Raw genomic sequence first — 18,984 nt, forward strand, 5'->3', positions numbered from 1 at the left:
ACAAAAAGACTTTTATATCCACCCCACCTAGAACGGCACCTTGCCCAGAATCATGTCGCGGTACATCACAAAATCCCCCAACAGACTGTAGAACGGGTGCTGGAAGGTTGCCGGACGATTCTTTTCATAGAAAAAATGCCCCACCCAGGCAAAGCCGTAGCCGGCAATCGGCACCGCCAGCAACAAGCCAAGCGAGCCCCGGCCAATGGCGTAGGCCAGGATGCCGATGACCAGAGTGGTGCCGATAAAATGCAGGCGGCGGCAGGTACTGTTGCCGTGCTCCTGCAGGTAGTACGGGTAGAATTCGGCGAAACTGTTGAATCGCTTGATGTTTTCCACGTTGGCCTGCCCTTTATTGTTATCCCGTCCGACGGGTGTTCGGCGGGGAGCTTATTTGAGTCTAGAGTGATCAGTGGTAACAGCCAGTGACAATAGATGCCACTTTAGTATCCTTGCCTTCCTGGCTGCCGTTTTGAGCCTGCTTTCATTAAGAAGACGCCATGAGCGAACGAACAACTTCTGCAAGCTGGGCGATGGGGATAGTCAAGGCGTTGGAAATGGACGGCCTGGATTGCCGAGCCCTGTTCAGGCAACTGGGCCTGGACTACGCCGCCCTGAGCGACCCCGATGCACGGTTCCCGCAGGATTCCATGACCCGCCTGTGGCAGCGTGCGGTCGAGCTGTCGGGCAACCCGGCGATTGGCCTGAACATGGGCAAGGTGGTGCGTCCGGCATCGTTTCATGTGGCCGGTTATGCGTTGATGTCCAGCAACACCCTGGCTGAAGGCTTTATGCGCTTGGTGCGCTATCAGCGGATCATCGCCGAAAGCGCCGACTTGAGTTTCCGCCTGTTACCCGAGGGCTATGCGCTGATTCTGACGGTGCATGGTGATCATCTCCCACCGACTCGACAGAGCGCCGAAGCGTCCCTGGCCAGCGCGCTGGCGCTCTGTGGCTGGCTGAGCGGGCGCTCCCTGCAGCCGCGCAAAGTTTTGCTGCAGGGTGAGCAACCGCTCGATCTGGCGCCTTACAAACAGGCATTCCACGCACCGCTGGAATTCAATGCGCCGTATGACGCGCTGATCTTTGAACGCGCCGATATGGACGCGCCGCTGCCCACCGCCAACGAAGCCATGGCGCTGCTGCATGATCGGTTTGCCGGCGAATACCTGGCGCGGTTCTCGGAAAGTCGCGTGACCCACAAGGCACGCCAGGTACTGTGTCGCTTATTGCCTCAGGGCGAGCCTAAACGCGAGGTGGTAGCCCAGACCCTGCACCTGTCGCAGCGCACCTTGCAACGGCGTTTGCAGGAAGAAGGCACCAGTTTCCAGGCCCTGCTCGACGACACCCGGCGGGAACTGGCCGAGCAATACCTGGCGCAGCCAAGCATGACCCTGCTGGAGATCGCCTACCTGTTGGGTTTTGCCGATCCGAGCAATTTCTTCCGCGCATTTCGCCGCTGGTTCGATGCCACGCCCGGCGAGTTCCGGGCGCGGTTGCAGGACGCGTCGACCCTCAGTGGCGCCAGAACGCCGGGATACACAGAACAAAGACTGTGATGATTTCCAGGCGGCCCAACAGCATGCCCAGCGACAGGATCCACTTGGCCGCATCCGGCAGGCTGGCGAAGTTGCCGGCCGGGCCGATGGTTTCCCCCAGGCCCGGGCCGACCCCGGACACGGTGCTGGCGGCGCCGGTCAGTGCGGTCATCCAGTCCAGCCCCAGCAGCGAAAGGGCCAGGGCGATGGCGCAGATGGTGATGGCGAAGAAAAACGAAAAGGTCAGGATCGAGCGCACGATCTCTTCGTCCAGGCGGTGGCCGTTGTACTTTTGCTTGATCACCGCGCGCGGATGAATCAACTGGTTCAAGTTGGCCTTGAGCAGGATATAGGCGACCTGGAAACGGAAGATCTTGATCCCGCCCGCCGTGGAGCCTGAGCAGCCGCCGATAAAACCCAGATAGAAAAACAGCATCAGTGAGAAGTTGCCCCACAGGCTGTAGTCTCCCAGCGCGAAACCGGTGGTGGTCACCACCGATGTGACGTTTAACGCTACGTGGCGCAAGGCCTCCAGCCAGTGCAGGTTGGTGGTCCACCAGTACCAGGTGCCGAGTACCAGCCAGGTGACCAACAGCAAGCCTAGCAAGCCCTGCACCTGCTGATCCTTGATCAGCGCCCGACGGTTGCCGCGCAACGTGGCGACATACAGCGTGAACGGCAGGCTGCCGAGGATCATCACCACCACCGCCACCCAGTGCACCGCCGGTTGTTGCCAGTGGGCCAGGGACTGATCGGAGGTGGAAAAGCCGCCGGTGGAAATCGCCGACATCGCATGGTTGATCGCATCGAACAGGCCCATGCCGGCCCACCAGAATGCCAGGCTGCCGAGAATGGTGATGCCCACGTAAGCCGCCACGATCAGCCGCGCCACCATGTGCGATCGCGGCATGACCTTTTCCGAGCGGTCCGAGGACTCGGTCTGGAACAGGCGCATGCCCCCAATCCGCAGCAGCGGCAGGATCGCCACCGCCATGCCGATAAAGCCGATGCCCCCAAGCCAGTGCAGCAACGAGCGCCACATCAGGATGCCCGGCGACATGCTGTCCAGGCCGCTTAACACCGTGGAACCGGTGGCGGTGATGCCGGACATGCTTTCAAAAAACGAATCGGTGTAGCTGATGTGCTGGGTCAGCAGGAACGGCAGCGCGGCGAACACGCACACCACCAGCCAACTGCTGACGGTGAGCAGGTACATGTCGCGCGGGCGCAGGTGCACCTGCTCGGGGCGGCCGGGGATCACCAGCGCCAGGCCGGCGACAAAGGTGATCAGGCTGGCCCACAGGAAGGATGGGAGGTCACTGGTGCGTTCGAAGATCACCAGGGTGGCCATGGGCACGACCATGGCGATCGCGAGGGTGATCAGGAAGATGCCGATGATGAAACCGATGATGCGCAGGGTCGGCAACGCCATGAAGTGAGCTCGGATGAGGGAACAGAGGCGCCATTCTACCTGGGGGGCAGGGCATGTAAACCGGTGCGGCGGATGGGCGAGCGACACATATGCAAAGCACGGACCACTGTCGGGTTCGTCAGCATGGGGTTCCTTATTCTGTTTAAGAGACCCACCATGCTGTTTGAGTCTTTAACCACCCCGTCGTTGATACGACGACTGAACGCCAATGACAACCCGTCACAAATGGCGTTGGTAGAGAAACTGTCGACCCTCAATCTCCAGCTCCTGGAAGAGCTGGCCCAGCAGCCCAGGTTCGAGACGTTTGTGCAGGACGAGTTTGACCGCCATTTCAGCGACCTGATGCCGCGCCTGGAAGTGCGCAAGGACTATGTTCAGGGCGGCGAGGAACAAGCATTCGGGCAAACGACGTTACAGGATACGCTGGCCCCCTCGCCCTTGGCGCCGACAGTGCTGGACGTCGTGGTGCAACGTATCGTGACCGGCCAGGCGTCTACCCATGCCAGTCGCGATACCCGGTTCTATCGGACACCGGCCGACGAAGGCGATCCGCCGCTCATACCTGAACTGAACGGCCTGGCGTTCGATGGCTTCGTCGATAGTCTGGGCGGCGCTTTGACCTCTCGTTATTTGACCTTTACGCAAACTTACTGGGCCATGCCGCGAGGTTCGACCGATGTGCGCAGCCGTCGACAATGGCTGGTGGATAAACGTCTCGAACACCTGCGCACTGAAGTGGCCTTGCTCAAAGGCGATGGCCTGGTTACGGCGGCGGGCGAGGCGCTGTTCGACAAGTTGTTGCGCTATCCCGACGCGTTGGCCCGCCGCGCGCTCAAGGGCTATAAACCGTGTGCCTATGGCCTGGCGCTCAAGGGCGCGGCGTCCGCGGATGCGTTGCTCCACGGCGCGTTTGTCTTGACCGCCCGCGACCCACAGGACGCACAGAACACCTGGGAATCGGACACGCCCGCCGAGCTGCAAGTGCGGCCCGTTAATGCGGGCAGCAACCTGGGTATTGTGCTGCTGTTCAGTCCGAACAACGGCCTTGAAGAGTTTGATTCACTGGCCAGTCTCGACCGCGAACTGCACCGTCGCCTCAACCATCCTAGCGAATTCTCCAGTCTTCTGGCGCTGATGGCTGACAACGATCAGCCACAGGGTTTGGCTCTGCACCGTGAGGACAAGACCAGTGATCAATTCACATACCTCGAATGGTTAGACTCGCCTTTCATCCACGCCATCGAAGATCAATGCCAAAAGCTGCGAGCCGATTTCATCTCGACCCTCATGCGCTACCAGGCCTTTCCCGCTACGCAAGACCGTTCCCGGCTGGCGGAGAGCCTGGACCTGGCGACCGATTTGACGCGGGCTTTCGATGGCAGCCCGGTATTGTTGGCGCGGCTTAAAAAACGTGGCCAGGCCCAGCTCAAAATCTTTCTTGAAGGTGCGAGTGCCGCCGACAAACTTGCCTGGCACGAGGCGATCCAGGGCTACTGCGATGAACTGTCGAATCTGTCGGACACCGAGGGTCTGCCGACCTTGGCCCAATTCAGTGATAAAACCGCCTTGCTGGCCTATGGCAATGCCCAATTACGCGGGCTCCTCAAGGCGCAATTCGGACTGCAGGCAAATCCAGACGAAATTCTGGTCCATACACGCGAGCCCCATACCCCGCCCATCGTTTACGTACCAGGCGCTGCATCGTCTGTGCCCAGGGAACCCGGTACGCCGCTCTATACCGAGCGCAAACGCAGCTTGACCGAGCTGGCTCTGGAAAATGTCGGTGGGCTGGACTTCAACTTTGCCAACTTCTCCCGCCTGACCGACAAGAGTGGCGCAGTCTACTCGGACCTGACCGTCGGGCAGGTGAAGGACCTGGTTCGCAGCGCCAACATCGGCGACAGCTACGACGCCCTGCTGAAGGATCGCTTGATCACCTCGCCCGCAGCCCTGGCGCAAAAAAGCCACTTTGCCCGCGTCATTGAACGACAGGTAAGGCTGGATGCAATCGAAGCGAAGATCGCCGGTGATTTCTTGCCGGACCGCTTGGAACGGGGCTTCAACTGGGTGCGGGTGGTGCTGGATCAACCGGTGGACAGTGATCGGCGGGAGACCGTCGAGGGGCATCGGGTGGTGGTGCAATCCCTGAAATTGCGCGGCCAGCGGGTACGCGGTGTGTGGTTGTTTCGCAGTGCCTCCTCGAGCGTCGGCTCGACCGTGGTCTACGCGCCGCAAGCGCCTGGTGGGCGTGTGTTCTATGAGTTCGCCGATGACCAGTTGTCTAGTGGCTTCACCCATAACAGCTCCTGGCGCGAGTATCTGGTGGGCCGGGTGGAAAAAGCGCAGCAGCGCCATGTCCGTAGCATTTTGCGTGGGCGAGGCGACATGACCATGATGCATATGCCCAGGATCGCCGGTAACATTTTCGAGGAAGCCTATGAGGTAGAAGCTAACTTCGCGATCAACGACGCCGGGTCTCAGTCGAGAACCACCACTGAAACGGACGTTGACACAGCCATTACGGTTGCAACCACGGCTTTTGACATCGCCGCCATGGTATTGCCGATCAAGGTCATGTTGCCGATTGGGCTGGCCAGGAGCCTGTTTTCAATATTCAACGCTATGGACGCCGCCAGCCTTGGTGACCGCGGGGAAGCGGCGCATCACCTTGTCCGCGCCTTGGGCGAGTTCATCGGGGCGCTGGTGGATGGTGCTGTCGGTGCCCGCACCGGCGCGGCAACCGCCGCTTCGCGGGGGTTGAATCCGCACATGGCCTTGAGAAGCAAACCCGCTGATCTGCTGGTTCTAAAGGGGTGGGAGGGCAAAGGTATCTACTACAAAGTGTCGACCGTGGAGGGCACTCGGCAGTATTTTCTCCGTGCGCAAAATCGCTGGTTTTCGATCCTCGATGAAGGTGGCGAGCAGGCTTGGCGCGTCAGGGATGTACGCAAGCCTTATCAGTATCACCATGCACCTATTCGCCTTGACTCGCAGGGCCGTTGGGAAGTGGGATCACACCCCGGCAAAGGGTTGAAAGGTGGCTTATCGCCTGAAGAAGAGTTGAGGCAGCTCTATCCGTTTCTCAGCCAGGACAATGCTCGGCTGGTGTTTGAGTCATTCAACTTCCCACCCGGGCGTGAACTTGAATTTCAATTGGATGTCGTTCACACCTTGAGAGCGGGCACCGCGCTCGATGCCTTCAACCAATACTTGATGGTGACGCCCAGGCGTTTGTCCCTACGCCTGCGAGGGGGCGATTCTTCCGGCACGCCGCTCACACCGCTGGAACCGCTTCCCGGCCTCAGCCAGGCCAGGCCCGTCAGGCAGCCGCTTGAGCGGTTCGTCGACTGGGGGCAAACCATCGATGCCGCCGAACTCCAGTTACATAACGCCGACCTGGGAATTTACCGGCGCATTGGCGGAACCGCCGCGCTGATCGGTACCGACTACGTCAAGATTGATCAGCGCTACTTTCCTATTCTGCCCTCCGGTGCATCGGCCACTGTGGGTGAAGTGCCTCGCCATTTTGTTTTTATGCGAGATCCCAATCAGCCGTTTCGGACGTATGGGCAATTTGAAACGATGCTCAGGAGGGACCTCTTTGACCAGCCCCGTATAGCGAGCTTCGCGCCCCAGGATCGCCGTTGGGTCAATGCCACGACGATGTCCTTCCAGAAGCCTCTCACCGCCTCGGTCGCGCAGGCGTTCCCGATGCTGACGATCGACAGCCAGGTCAATGTCGCCCGTACGTTGTTCAACCGGGCCAACCCGAACGGGCTCACTGCGTGGGGGATTACCGCCATGCAACGTACCTTGCAGGACTGGCGTCTGGCCTCGCCTTCGAGCCACGTGCGGCTGGGAGATCCGTTGACGCTGCTTCCCACGACGGTGAGAACGGCACAGGGCCATTGGCGGCTGGTGACCCAGCCACACTTATACACGCGGCTCACCTTTCGTACCGATCACACGCCCATTCTTTTGTACAACGCGCTAGTCAGCCGTACCGATGGAACGCTCAAGGCCCTGATGAACCAGGTACTCATTCGCGATGGCTACATCGTCATGTCGGCCTACAGCCCACCTGGCGAAGTGCTATTCAAACGCCCGGCTCGTGACACGCTTTACTGGCTACGGTTAAGGCGTGTGTTTGGGGAGGTAGTGGAGAGCGGTCCCAATGTGACGCTCAGGGAAACGTTACTGGATGCTGCGTCTCGCAGGCAAGTGAATGCCGCGCGGGCGGCGGGCAAATTGGTGTCGCTGGTGGGTGGCATCCATGTGCCGTTCGAGGGGAGCGCGGCGGCCATATTTGTCTTGCGGGTTTGACCTGACTCGACCTGTCGGCAAAAAATGCCCCGAACGGGTCGGGGCATTTTCAGTATCACTTAACGTTAAGCCTGCACTGATCAGAACTCGTGATCGGCGCTGTCCGGGTTCAGGTCGCTGATGCCCAGCTTGCCCGCTGCGGCTTCGATCGAACCGGTCTGCTTGACCAGCGCGGCGATGGCGTCGCGCACGATCTGGTTGCCGGCGTCGTTGCCGGCGGCGATCAGCTGGTCGTAGTGCTCACCCTTGTTGGCGTGATCAACCATGACCTGGATCTTCGCTTCGGTGGCCGCCAGGTCCGCTTTCAACGCGGTGTCGGCAGCCGGATCGGCCTTGGCCACCAGGGACGACAGGCTGGCGCCGGTCATTTTGGTGCCGTCGACACGGGTGTATTCGCCCAGGTAAACGTTACGGATACCCTTGGCGTCGTAGAAGTGCGAATTGTGGGTGTTGTCGCTGAAGCAGTCCTGCTCGTCTTCCGGCGAGTTGGCTTCCAGGGACACCTTCATACGCTCGCCGGCCAGTTCGCCCAGGGACAGACTGCCCATGCCGAACAACATTTTGCGCAAGCCGTCGGTGGCCGGTTCCGCCTCAAGGGTTGCGCGATAGTTGTCGGCGACGTTGGGTTTCCAGTTGCCGACCATTTCTTCCAGATCGCTGACCAGCAATTGGGTCACGGCGCTCAGGTAGGCCCGGCGACGCTCGTTGTGGCCGCCGGTGGCACCGGCGCCGGTCAGGTAGTCCGAGGCCTGGCGGTTGCCGGCACCGGGACCGGTGCCGTTGAGGTCCTGGCCCCACAGCAGGAATTCGATGGCGTGGTAGCCGGTGGCGACGTTGGCCTCGGAACCGCCCAGCTCATTGAGGCTGGCGAGTTTTTCCGGGGTGATGGTCTTTACGTCAACCTTGTCTTCGCCCAACTGGATCTGGGTGTTGGCGATGATGTTGGCGGTGGCGCCAGGGTTGCCCAGGGCATGCTCATAGGATTTGTCGACATAGTCGATCAGGCCTTCGTCCAGCGGCCATGCGTTCACCTGGCCTTCCCAGTCGTCGATGATGGTGTTGCCGAAGCGGAACACTTCGCTCTGCAGGTACGGCACGCGTGCGGCGATCCAGGCGGTGCGCGCGGCTTTCAGGGTTTCATCGTTCGGCTTGGCGAGGAACGCGTCGATGGCGGTCTGCAGGGTTTTCGCGGTGGATTCGGCATCGCTGTAGACCGCGAACACCATGTCGGCATAGTGCGCGACCACTGCCTTGGCGGCGGCTTCGTCGACTTTTCCGGCAGGGGCGGCCGCCGCTGGAGCGGCAGTGCTGGCCGCCGGGGTCGGCGCCTGGGGCGCGGCGGCTTTGTCTTTACCTTCGCCGCAGCCGGCGAGAGAAATGGCAATGGCCAGCAGACTGGCGGTGGCCAGGGGCATACGAATCATGGCGAACATCCTGCTTCGGTTGTTGAGAGGACGCGCGGAGGCCGCGCAAAACTGCGACATAATGCGAAAGATTTGCATTTTGTGTAAAGGGTTATGCGCGGGAAATATTCAGTATCGTTTTGCCCGATTAGAGAATCGCTGCGTTATTGCGCTCCACCTGCTTCAAAAAAACCGCCAACTCCCGCGCCGGCAGGGGTTTGCTGTAGTAATAGCCCTGACCCTCGTGGCAGCCCTCGGCGATGATATAGGCCTCTTGCTCGGCGGTTTCCACGCCCTCGGCGATCACCTGCATGCCCAGGCTCTTGCCCAGCTGGATGATGGCTCGCACGATGGTGGCGTCGTCGTCATCATCGAGCAGGTCCTGGACGAAGCTCTTGTCGATCTTGATCTTGTCCAGCGGCAGACTTTTGAGATAACTCAGGGATGAATACCCGGTGCCGAAATCATCAATGGCGATCAACGCCCCCGAGCGCCGCAGGCTCAACAGGTGTTGAGCGGCGGTGCTGATATCTTCCATCAGGCCGGTCTCGGTGACTTCCAGTTCCAGGCTGCGCGGCGGCAGGCGATAGATCTGCATCAGGTTGTTGACCACCCGCGGCAGCTCGGTGTGATGTAACTGCACAGTCGACAGGTTGACGGCCATGCGCAGGGTGGTGAAACCCTGATCGTGCCATTCGCGCAGTTGGCGGCAGGCATGGTCCAGCACCCACTCGCCGATCGCGATAATAGTGCCGTTCTGCTCGGCCAGCGGAATAAACAGGTCCGGCGGTACCAGGCCATGTTCCGGGTGTTGCCAACGCAGCAAGGCTTCCACGCCGACGACGCGCTGCTCGCGGTAGCTGACCTGTGGCTGGTACACCAGGTGGAACTGGTCGCGGCTGAGGGCCTCGCGCAGGTCTTTTTCCAGCTCGCGGCGTCGGCGCATTTCGCTGTCGACGCTGGCGATATAGAACTGGTAGCGGTTGCGTGAGCGGCTCTTGGCCAGGGTCATGGTCTGTTCGGCTTTCTGGAGCAACTTCTCGGTACTGTCGCCATCTTCGGGGAACAGCGTAATACCGATGGTGGCGCGCAGGCGGATCTGTTCGTGGTCGAGGGCGAATTCCGCCTCGAGGTCGTCCAGGATGCTTTGCGCCAGTTCGGCAGCCTCATAGGGCTGGTCGATATCGGCCTGCACCAGCGCGAATTGGTCGCCGCCCAGGCGGGCGAGGGCGCCGAGCCGGCCGCTGTGGGCGCGCAGGCGGTCGGCCAGGGCCAGCAGTAATTTGTCGCCGGCCTGGTAGGTGAACTGTTCGTTGACGCTTTTGAAATCGTCCAAGCCTACACACAGCACCGCCACGCGGCGCTGACGGCGGCCGGCGTCGGTCAGAATCTTGTCCAGTTGTTCCTGCAGTTTCTGGCGGTTCGGCAGGCCGGTGAGAAAGTCATACTGGGCCATGCGCAGCAGGCTGGACTCCGCCTCATGGCGCAGGTGCGTGTTACGTTCGATGGATTCAAGCAGTTGGTTGGCGGTATTGATCCACAACCCCAGTTCGTTGCGCTCGTGGCCCTTGAGCTGCGGGATCTTGTGCTCGCTCGGCCGGTCCGGGTTGATCGAGGTCAGGTGTTCGATAATCCGCGACAGCGGTTTGGTCAGCAGCCAGTGATAGACCAGATACAGCACCAGGCCCATGGCAAGGGCCCGCAACACCCCGGAAATGAAAATAATCACCGAGTTGACGATAAACCCCTGGCCATAAGTGGCGGTATCGAGGGTGATGCTCAGGTCGCCGTAGTACTCGCTGTAGGGGCCTTTGCCTACCAGGGGGGTGGTGAAGGTGCGTTCCTGGCCAAGAATCAGATCGGTCAGCCAGCGGCTGGGAGCATGCTGCAGGGCGCGGCTTTTTTCCGCGAGCATGGTTTCGTTGGGATGGCCAATGGAGGCCATGCGCACCGCATCGTCCTGGAACAACCCCTCGATGACCTGCATGCCCATCTCGCGGTCCAGGCTATACACCGCCTGGGTCGAAGGGTCGCGGAACATATCGAGGATGCGCTGGGCATCGCCGGCCACGGCCTGGCGCGTCTTGTAGGCATCAAACACGATCTGCGCCACGCTCAGCGCCACGCCCACGACCAACGCCGACAGCAGCACAACCCGTAGCAACTTCACCGACAAGCTGTTCTTGAGTTCCAGCTTCAAAGGGGCATTCCTTGTCTCATGCGGGTGGCCTTCAATATGCCATGAGTATTGGCAATCTGGTGATGGCAGTCAAAGGAACATTGGGGCAAGGGCCGCTTTGGCGGTTTCGGCGGGAAGGTGCAGCGGCAACAGGCAAGGCGGACGGGTATCCGCCTGCTGTGTTCAGCGTGGGATGGGCGATCAGTTGGAGAAGATCACCTGGCGCTTGGCAGTCTCCTGGGCGCTCGAGAAATCCACGGTTTTGTTTTGCGGTTCCAAAGCGTTGCCCAGGGCCTTTGCCAGTACATCGGCGAATGGCTGGGCGAGCGGTGCGAGCGATTTGGTGATGTCGCCAGCGGCTTTGGCCAAGTCGCCGACGATCGGCAGTGCTGCGAGTGCTCCAATGGTCATGGTTATTTCTCCGACAGGGGCAAGAGGCGAATTCCTCTCGCTCCTGCGTGGTCGTAACCAAGCGCCTGGTTCCGCCGCCCATAAAAAAGCCCGGCAATCGCCGGGCTCTTGTACTGCAAGCGTTGCTTAGGCAGTGAAGGTCTTGCCTTCGAACTGCTCAGCCACGAACTTCCAGTTGACCAGGTTCCAGAACGCTTCCACATACTTTGGACGCACGTTGCGGTAGTCGATGTAGTAGGCGTGTTCCCACACATCGCAGGTCAGCAGCGGGGTGTCGCCGCTGGTCAGCGGGTTGCCGGCGCCGATGGTGCTAGCCAGGGCCAGGGAGCCGTCAGCCTTTTTCACCAGCCAGCCCCAACCGGAACCGAAGGTGCCGACGGACGTCTTGGTGAATTCTTCTTTGAACTTGTCGAACGAACCGAACGCCGCGTTGATGGCTTCAGCCAGCGCGCCGGTAGGTTGGCCACCGGCGTTCGGTGCCAGGCAGTTCCAGTAGAACGTGTGGTTCCAGACCTGAGCGGCGTTGTTGAAGATGCCGCCCGAAGAGGACTTGACGATCTCTTCCAGGGTCTTGCCTTCGAACTCGGTGCCAGGCACCAGGTTGTTCAGGTTCACGACATAGGTGTTGTGGTGCTTGTCGTGGTGGTATTCCAAGGTTTCCTTGGAGATATGCGGCTGCAGGGCATCGTGTGCGTAGGGCAGCGGCGGCAATTCGAAAGCCATGATGATTCTCCTAATCAGGTCAGTTGCGGTGAGCGCAAGGCCGATCACGGGCGGCCAAACATGCGCCGGGGAGTTTGTACTCTTTGCGGCGCAGGGTCCGGATCATAGCACCGGGGGTGTGGCAAAACCACGCAACAACTGTGTGGGATAGAGGTTCCAGAGCGTTTTGGAATATCTGTCAGGCGTTGATCAATTGGTAGGCCACGCTGAACATCATGCCAGCCACCAACAGGTCCAGCAGGCGCCAGGTCGAAGGCCGTGCCAGCCATGGGGACAGCCATGCCGCGCCGAGTGCGAGCGTGGCGAACCACAGGAACGAAGCGCTCGCGGCACCGGCGACATATGCGCCGGGTTCGGTTTGCTGGGCGCCCAGGGAGCCGATCAGCAACACGGTGTCCAGATAGACATGGGGATTGAGCAGCGTCACCGCCAGGGCGCTGAGCAGCACCGCGCGCAATGAACGTACCTTGAGGCTGCCGCCCTGTTCCAGGCTCTGCTTGGAAAATGCCCGGCGCAGCGCCAGGGTGCCGTACCACAGCAGGAACGCGGCGCCGCCCCAGCGGGCGATCGCCAGCAGCACAGGGCTGTGCGCCAGTACTGTCGCGAGGCCGAATACGCCGGCGGCCACCAGTATCGCGTCGCACACCACACACAATGCCGCCACGGGCAAATGGTGTTCGCGGCGCAGGCTCTGGGCCAGTACAAAAGCGTTCTGCGAGCCGATCGCCATGATCAACCCAAGGGCCACCAACAGACCGTTAAGATAGCTTTGCCACATAAGGTTTACTCCGCAGTGGTCGCCAGTTGGCGCAGTACGGCCATGGCGCGTTGGGCATCGGCGCGGCCGACAAACAGATGATCGTGGTAAAAACCGGCAATCACGTTGCAACTGATGCCGGCCGTGCCCAGGGCGCCGGCAAAAGCGGCGGTCAGGCCCACGGCTTCCAGGGCCGAATGCACATTTAAAGTGATCCAGGCGGCGATGTATTCGAACGCCAGTCCAGCCTGTTCTGCCTGTTGGCGTTCCACGATCAGGGTCAGGCCTTCCTGTTCGCGGAAGCTGCCAATCACTTCGCAGCCTGGCGGGATACGGGCGTCGGGCAGGGTACAAAACACGTAGTCACCGTCATTGAGGTGTGGGCTCATGCTGCGCAGCAGGGTTGCCAGGGCGGTTTCGCCGGCCATGGGGTGGTTCCTTATTAAAGAGAGGCACTGCTGGCTATTGTCCCGGCGTAGGTTGTATAAGAAAAACCAATATTACTGATCGCTCATTAGAGAAACTGATGTTCGACTACAAATTACTGTCCGCCCTGGCGGCCGTGGTGGAGCAGGCCGGCTTTGAGCGCGGCGCCCAGGTGCTGGGGCTGTCGCAGTCAGCGATTTCCCAGCGCATAAAACTGCTGGAGGCGCGTGTCGGTCAGCCTGTGCTGGTGCGAGCTACGCCACCGACACCCACCGAAATCGGCCGTCGCCTGCTCAACCATGTGCAACAGGTGCGTCTGCTGGAACGTGACCTGCAGAGCCAGGTGCCGGCGCTGGACGACGAGGGCATGCCCGAGCGCTTGCGCATCGCCTTGAATGCCGACAGCCTGGCCACGTGGTGGGCCGAGGCCGTCAGCGGTTTTTGCGCCGAACAACAGTTGCTGCTGGACCTGGTGGTGGACGATCAGACGGTCAGCCTCAAGCGTATGCGTGCCGGTGAAGTGGCGGCGTGCATCTGCGCCAGCGAACGCCCGGTGGCCGGCGCCCGCAGTCTGTTGCTCGGCGCCATGCGTTATCGCGCGCTGGCCAGCCCGGCTTTTATTGCGCGGCACTTTCCAAGCGGAGTGCGCGCCGACCAACTGGCCCGCACCCCGGCGCTGGTGTTTGGCCCGGATGATTTCCTGCAACACCGCTACCTGGCATCGCTCGGTGTGGACGGTGGTTTCGAACACCATTTATGCCCCTCGTCCGAAGGCTTTATCCGTCTCACGGAGGCTGGGCTGGGCTGGGGCCTTGTCCCCGAATTGCAGGTGCGCGACCAGTTGCAAAAAGGCGTACTGGTGGAGTTATTGCCAGATAAGCCGATCGATGTGCCGTTGTACTGGCATCATTGGCGCAACGGCGGGCAACTGCTGAACCTGTTGACCGGCCATCTGGCTCAGGTGTGTGGTCAATGGTTGGTGCCGTTGGAGTGACGGCACGCGTCAAGGCAATAGCGATGAAAAATGAAAGGACACGGGGTAATACATGAAAATTCTGGTCACCGGCGCAAGCGGCTTCATCGGCGGGCGCTTTGCGCGTTTCGCCCTGGAGCAGGGCTTGGACGTGCGGGTCAACGGGCGGCGCGCCGAAGGCGTCGAGCACTTGGTCCGGCGCGGTGCCGAGTTTATCCAGGGTGACCTGAGCGACGCCGACCTGGTGCGCGAACTGTGCCGCGATGTCGAGGCCGTGGTGCACTGCGCCGGTGCCGTGGGGCTGTGGGGCAAGTATCAGGATTTCCACCAAGGCAACGTGCTGGTCACCGAGAATGTGGTCGAGGCCTGCCTCAAGGAGCGGGTCGGGCGTCTGGTGCATTTGTCCTCGCCGTCGATCTATTTTGACGGCCGCGATCACTTGGGCCTGACCGAAGAACAAGTGCCCAAACGCTTCAAGCATCCCTATGCCGCGACCAAATACCTGGCGGAACAGAAAGTGTTCGGTGCCCAGGAATTCGGTCTTGAGGTGCTGGCGTTGCGCCCGCGCTTTGTGACCGGGGCGGGCGATATGAGCATTTTTCCGCGCCTGCTCAGAATGCAACGCAAGAACCGTCTGGCCATCGTCGGCGACGGCTTGAACAAGGTCGACTTCACCAGCGTGCACAACCTTAACGAAGCGTTGCTCAGCGGGCTGCTCGTCACGGGCTCGGCGCTCGGCAAGGCCTACAACATCAGCAACGGCGCGCCGGTGCCGGTGTGGGATGTGGTGAATTATGTGATGCGCCAAATGCAACTGCCTCAGGTCACCCGGTATCGTTCCTACGGGTTGTCCTACAGCATGGCAGCGTTGAACGAAGCATTCTGTGCAATGTGGCCCGGTCGACCGGAGCCTTCGCTGTCGCGTCTGGGCATGCAAGTAATGAACAAAGATTTCACCCTCGACATCAGTCGGGCCAGGCATTATCTGGACTATGAGCCCAAGGTCAGCCTGTGGGCCGCCCTCGACGAGTTCTGCGGTTGGTGGAAGGCCCAGGACCCGAGCGGCGGCTGAGGTCACAACCGGCAACACACCGGGAACCGAATGTGCGGTGCCCGGTCGATCAATGCGGCGCGAGTGCGGTTTATACTCCCGTCGCTCGGCGTTCCAGCCAGCCACTTCGATGATTCAGGGTTGATCCATGCGTAACGATGCCAACGACGATTTCGACAACGTTCCCAGCCTGCGGGCCGACCACGGGGACGACGAGGATTTCGAACCGACCCCCGCCACGTCGGTGCGCTCGCGCACCACGCCCGTGGTCAAGGTCAAGAGCGCCAGCACCGGCCCGCTGTGGGCCTTGGTCGGCGCGTTACTGATCGCCTTCGCCGGCCTGGCGTGGTGGAGCTTCCAGCAGATTTCCCTGATGGGCCAGCAATTGGTTGCGACCCAGGAAAGCTTTGCGCGCATCAGTGAAGAAGCGGCCGGGCGCCTGCAGGATATTTCCGGCAAGGTGGTAGCCAGCGAGGCCAACGTGAACAACGGCAGCGAGGCGCTCAAGCAACAGATTAAACAGCTGGAAACCCAATTGATGGAGCAGGGTAAGCAGCAGGTAGGCGTGGCCGGCCAGGCCACCGAGCTGGACAAACGTCTGGCCCAGATGACCGCCAGCACGACCGACCTGTCCAACGCCAACGCCAAGCTGCAAGGCCAGGTGCAGGCCCTGACCGATGCCGTGGCAACCCTCAAGGCCGCCCAGGGCGATGCCGGCAAGCGCGATGCGGAACTCAAGGAGCTGGCCGCCGATGTGGCCGCCTTGAAAAAACAGGGCAATCCGAGCGCCGCGATTGCCCGTATCGAGCAGGAGCTGGTCGTGCTCAAGAGCGCGCAGGAGACGCAACCGCTCAACAGCGATGCGCCTACCAATAAGGAATTCGATGTGTTCCGCATCCAGACCACGCGCAATATCACCACCTTGCAAAGCCAGGTGCAGAACCTGCAGCGCCAGATCGGCACGCCTGCCCAGTGATCGCACAAGTAAATGTCACCGTCTGGTGACATTTTCCGTCTCCTTCGTTACTTGCCCTCCGGTTGCCCTTGTTTAGACTCCGGTCATCCTACAAAAAACAATAAGGGCCACCCATGACCACCCAACCACTGCCTGCCGGCAGTTGGCTGAATGCACCTGCCCATCACGCCTGGCTCGCTGCTGAAGGCCAACGTCTGCTGGGGTTCGCCAAGGCGTCCCGAGTGCCCGAAGGCTTCGGCAACCTCGACGCCACCGGCCAGTTGCCCGCCGACGCCCGCGCCGAAACCATGAATACCGCCCGCATGACCCACAGCTTCGCCATGGCCCATGCCATGGGCTTGCCCGGTTATGCCGATCTGGTGGCCCATGGTGTCGCCGCCCTCGGCGGCCCGTTGCGCGACCCTGAACACGGCGGTTGGTTTGCCGCGCCCCGTGCGGTGGATGGAAATCGAGGCAAGGCCGCCTACCTGCACGCATTCGTGGCCCTGGCGGCCAGTTCGGCGGTGGTAGCCGGCGCACCGGGGGCTCAACAGTTGCTCAACGATGCGATGCATATCATCGAGCAGTTTTTCTGGAGCGAAGAGGAGGGCGCGATGCTTGAGTCCTTTGCCCAGGACTGGAGCGGCCTGGAAGCTTATCGCGGCGCCAACAGCAACATGCACGCCACCGAAGCCTTTCTCGCGCTGGCCGATGTCACCGGCGACACGCGCTGGCTGGACCGCGCGCTGCGCATCGTCGAGCGCGTGATTCACCAACACGCCGCCGGCAACCAGTTCATGGTGATCGAACATTTCGACGTGCACTGGCAACCTTTGCTGGCCTACAACGAAGACAACCCCGCCGACGGTTTTCGCCCCTATGGCATCACCCCTGGCCATGGCTTCGAGTGGGCACGGCTGTTGCTGCACCTGGAGGCCGCGCGCCTGGAAGCCGGCCTGCCCACCCCGGCGTGGCTGCTGACTGACGCCAAAGGCCTGTTCGCCAGTGCCTGCGAATATGCCTGGGCCGTGGACGGTGCTCCCGGAATTGTCTACACCCTGGACTGGAACCACCGCCCGGTGGTGCGCGAACGCCTGCACTGGACCCACGCCGAGGCCAGCGCCGCCGCCCAGGCTCTGCTCAAGCGCACGGGTCAATTGCACTACGAAACCTGGTACCGGCGTATCTGGGAATTCTGTGACAACCACTTCATTGACCGCGCCGACGGCAGCTGGCACCACGAACTCAACCCGCACAACCAGCCCAGCAGCAGGATCTGGGGCGGCAAGCCTGACCTGTACCATGCCTGGCAAGCGGTGGTGCTGCCGGCACTGCCGTTGGCGCCCAGCATGACCAGCGCATTGAACGCCGGTACTTATGTCACCAAGTGGTGACGTTTGTGCATCCCTTTGTTACCTGCGCCCTGAAAATCCATGTTTAAACTCCGTGCAGCGCAAGCCTAAGACTTGCATGCATAACAACAAAAAAAGGTACTCAGATGAACGCGATTAATCGCCTCGCCGTTGCTATTTCCGTTGCCTCGTTGTTCCCCCTCAGTGCATTTGCCGCCGACTCCAAAGGTACGGTGGAAGTGGTGCATTGGTGGACCTCGGGTGGCGAAAAAGCGGCTGTGGATGTCCTGAAGGCCCAAGTTGAGAAAGACGGCTTCACCTGGAAAGACGGTGCCGTCGCCGGCGGCGGTGGCGCCACTGCCATGACCGTGCTCAAGAGCCGTGCCGTGGCCGGCAACCCACCGGGCGTAGCCCAGATCAAAGGCCCCGACATCCAGGAATGGGCGTCCACCGGCCTGCTCGACACCGACGTGCTCAAAGACGTCGCCAAAGAAGAGAAGTGGGATTCCCTGCTCGACAAGAAAGTCTCCGATACCGTGAAGTACGACGGTGACTACGTTGCCGTGCCGGTCAACATCCACCGTGTGAACTGGCTGTGGATCAACCCGCAAGTCTTCAAGAAAGCCGGTATCACCAAGAACCCCACCACCCTCGAAGAATTCTACGCAGCCGGCGACAAGCTCAAGGCCGCGGGCTTCATCCCGCTCGCCCACGGTGGCCAGCCTTGGCAGGACAGCACCGTGTTCGAAGCGGTAGTCCTGTCGGTGATGGGCGCCGATGGCTACAAGAAAGCCCTGGTCGACCTGGATAACGCCGCGCTGACTGGCCCGGAAATGGTCAAGGCCCTGACTGAGCTGAAGAAAGTTGCGACCTACATGGACGTCGACGGCAAAGGCCAGGACTGGAACCTGGAAGCCGGCAAAGTCATCAACGGCAAGGCCGGTATGCAGATCATGGGTGACTGGGCCAAGTCCGAGTGGACCGCCGCCAAGAAAGTCGCCGGCAAGGACTACGAGTGCGTAGCCTTCCCAGGCACCGACAAAGCCTTCACTTACAACATCGACTCCCTGGCGGTGTTCAAGCAGAAAGACAAAGGCACTGCGGCCGGTCAGCAGGACATCGCCAAAGTCGTGCTGGGTGAAAACTTCCAGAAAGTCTTCAGCATCAACAAGGGCTCGATCCCTGTTCGAACCGACATGCTCAATGAAATGGACAAGCTCGGCTTCGACTCTTGCGCCCAGACCGCGGCTAAAGACTTCCTGGCCGATGCCAAGACCGGTGGCCTGCAACCAAGCATGGCGCACAACATGGCCACCACCCTGGCCGTGCAAGGCGCGTTCTTTGATGTCGTGACCAACTACATCAACGACCCGAAAGCCGACCCGGCCGACACCGCTAAGAAACTTGGCGCTGCGATCAAGTCTGCCAAGTAGGAACTCGCTACAAGCTGCAAGTTACGAG

15 protein-coding genes are annotated in these 18,984 nt (G+C 61.0%); 7 read left to right on the forward strand and 8 right to left on the reverse strand.

The features are described from left to right. Positions 1–27 precede the first annotated feature (27 nt). On the reverse strand, positions 28–339 hold the full coding sequence (locus tag OSC50_RS04715; protein ID WP_181080100.1) for an Mpo1-like protein: 312 nt from the start codon (positions 337–339) through the stop codon (positions 28–30). A 161-nt stretch (positions 340–500) separates the two neighbouring features. Here OSC50_RS04715 and OSC50_RS04720 point away from each other — a divergent pair, with 161 nt between their 5' ends. Continuing rightward, positions 501–1,559: an AraC family transcriptional regulator gene (locus OSC50_RS04720; RefSeq protein WP_266246520.1), complete on the forward strand. Its 1,059-nt coding sequence runs from the start codon at positions 501–503 to the stop codon at positions 1,557–1,559. Here the strand turns inward: OSC50_RS04720 and OSC50_RS04725 are convergent. Then, entirely contained in the window at positions 1,516–2,970 is a 1,455-nt protein-coding gene (locus tag OSC50_RS04725) for a TrkH family potassium uptake protein (protein WP_181080102.1), read from the reverse strand. The two genes, OSC50_RS04720 and OSC50_RS04725, sit on opposite strands and share 44 nt — an antisense overlap. 123 nt (positions 2,971–3,093) lie before the next feature. Between OSC50_RS04725 and OSC50_RS04730 the strand changes: the two genes are divergently transcribed. Next, positions 3,094–7,293, forward strand: a complete 4,200-nt coding sequence (locus tag OSC50_RS04730; RefSeq protein WP_266246518.1) for a dermonecrotic toxin domain-containing protein — start codon at positions 3,094–3,096, stop codon at positions 7,291–7,293. 80 nt (positions 7,294–7,373) lie between these two features. Here OSC50_RS04730 and OSC50_RS04735 read toward each other — a convergent pair whose 3' ends face one another. The 6 genes from OSC50_RS04735 to OSC50_RS04760 all read right to left on the reverse strand — a co-directional run bounded on the left by OSC50_RS04735 (position 7,374) and on the right by OSC50_RS04760 (position 13,194). Next, a complete protein-coding gene (locus tag OSC50_RS04735; protein WP_266246516.1) occupies positions 7,374–8,717 on the reverse strand; it encodes an imelysin family protein in 1,344 nt (447 codons plus the stop codon). Positions 8,718–8,844: 127 nt separating this feature from the next. After that, a complete protein-coding gene (locus OSC50_RS04740) occupies positions 8,845–10,896 on the reverse strand; it encodes a putative bifunctional diguanylate cyclase/phosphodiesterase (RefSeq protein WP_181080104.1) in 2,052 nt (683 codons plus the stop codon). A 180-nt stretch (positions 10,897–11,076) separates the two neighbouring features. Continuing rightward, on the reverse strand, positions 11,077–11,286 hold the full coding sequence (locus OSC50_RS04745) for a hypothetical protein (protein ID WP_181080105.1): 210 nt from the start codon (positions 11,284–11,286) through the stop codon (positions 11,077–11,079). Between the two features lie 126 nt (positions 11,287–11,412). After that, complete coding sequence (locus OSC50_RS04750) at positions 11,413–12,009, reverse strand: superoxide dismutase (RefSeq protein WP_003212997.1); 597 nt, start codon at positions 12,007–12,009, stop codon at positions 11,413–11,415. A 178-nt stretch (positions 12,010–12,187) separates the two neighbouring features. Continuing rightward, positions 12,188–12,787 carry a LysE/ArgO family amino acid transporter gene (locus OSC50_RS04755; protein ID WP_181080106.1) on the reverse strand — a complete coding sequence of 200 codons (600 nt, stop codon included), beginning with the start codon at positions 12,785–12,787 and terminating at the stop codon, positions 12,188–12,190. A 5-nt stretch (positions 12,788–12,792) separates the two neighbouring features. After that, on the reverse strand, positions 12,793–13,194 hold the full coding sequence (locus tag OSC50_RS04760) for an ACT domain-containing protein (RefSeq protein ID WP_181080107.1): 402 nt from the start codon (positions 13,192–13,194) through the stop codon (positions 12,793–12,795). A gap of 98 nt (positions 13,195–13,292) precedes the next feature. Here OSC50_RS04760 and OSC50_RS04765 point away from each other — a divergent pair, with 98 nt between their 5' ends. The 5 genes from OSC50_RS04765 to OSC50_RS04785 all read left to right on the forward strand — a co-directional run bounded on the left by OSC50_RS04765 (position 13,293) and on the right by OSC50_RS04785 (position 18,956). Beyond that, positions 13,293–14,186 carry a LysR family transcriptional regulator ArgP gene (locus tag OSC50_RS04765; protein WP_253509111.1) on the forward strand — a complete coding sequence of 298 codons (894 nt, stop codon included), beginning with the start codon at positions 13,293–13,295 and terminating at the stop codon, positions 14,184–14,186. A gap of 52 nt (positions 14,187–14,238) precedes the next feature. Next, the gene (locus OSC50_RS04770; protein ID WP_266246512.1) at positions 14,239–15,237 is read left to right on the forward strand and encodes an NAD-dependent epimerase/dehydratase family protein; all 999 of its coding nucleotides are present in this window, start codon (positions 14,239–14,241) and stop codon (positions 15,235–15,237) included. Between the two features lie 127 nt (positions 15,238–15,364). After that, complete coding sequence (locus OSC50_RS04775) at positions 15,365–16,192, forward strand: ATPase (protein WP_181080110.1); 828 nt, start codon at positions 15,365–15,367, stop codon at positions 16,190–16,192. A gap of 113 nt (positions 16,193–16,305) precedes the next feature. Continuing rightward, positions 16,306–17,565 (forward strand): D-mannose isomerase, encoded by a 1,260-nt coding sequence (locus OSC50_RS04780; RefSeq protein ID WP_266246510.1) that lies wholly within the window; start codon positions 16,306–16,308, stop codon positions 17,563–17,565. Between the two features lie 104 nt (positions 17,566–17,669). After that, positions 17,670–18,956, forward strand: coding sequence for an ABC transporter substrate-binding protein (locus tag OSC50_RS04785; RefSeq protein WP_253509107.1), 1,287 nt, complete (start codon positions 17,670–17,672; stop codon positions 18,954–18,956). The last annotated feature ends 28 nt before the right edge of the window (positions 18,957–18,984 follow it).

This window comes from Pseudomonas quebecensis, from assembly GCF_026410085.1.
Taxonomy (GTDB): domain Bacteria; phylum Pseudomonadota; class Gammaproteobacteria; order Pseudomonadales; family Pseudomonadaceae; genus Aquipseudomonas; species Aquipseudomonas quebecensis.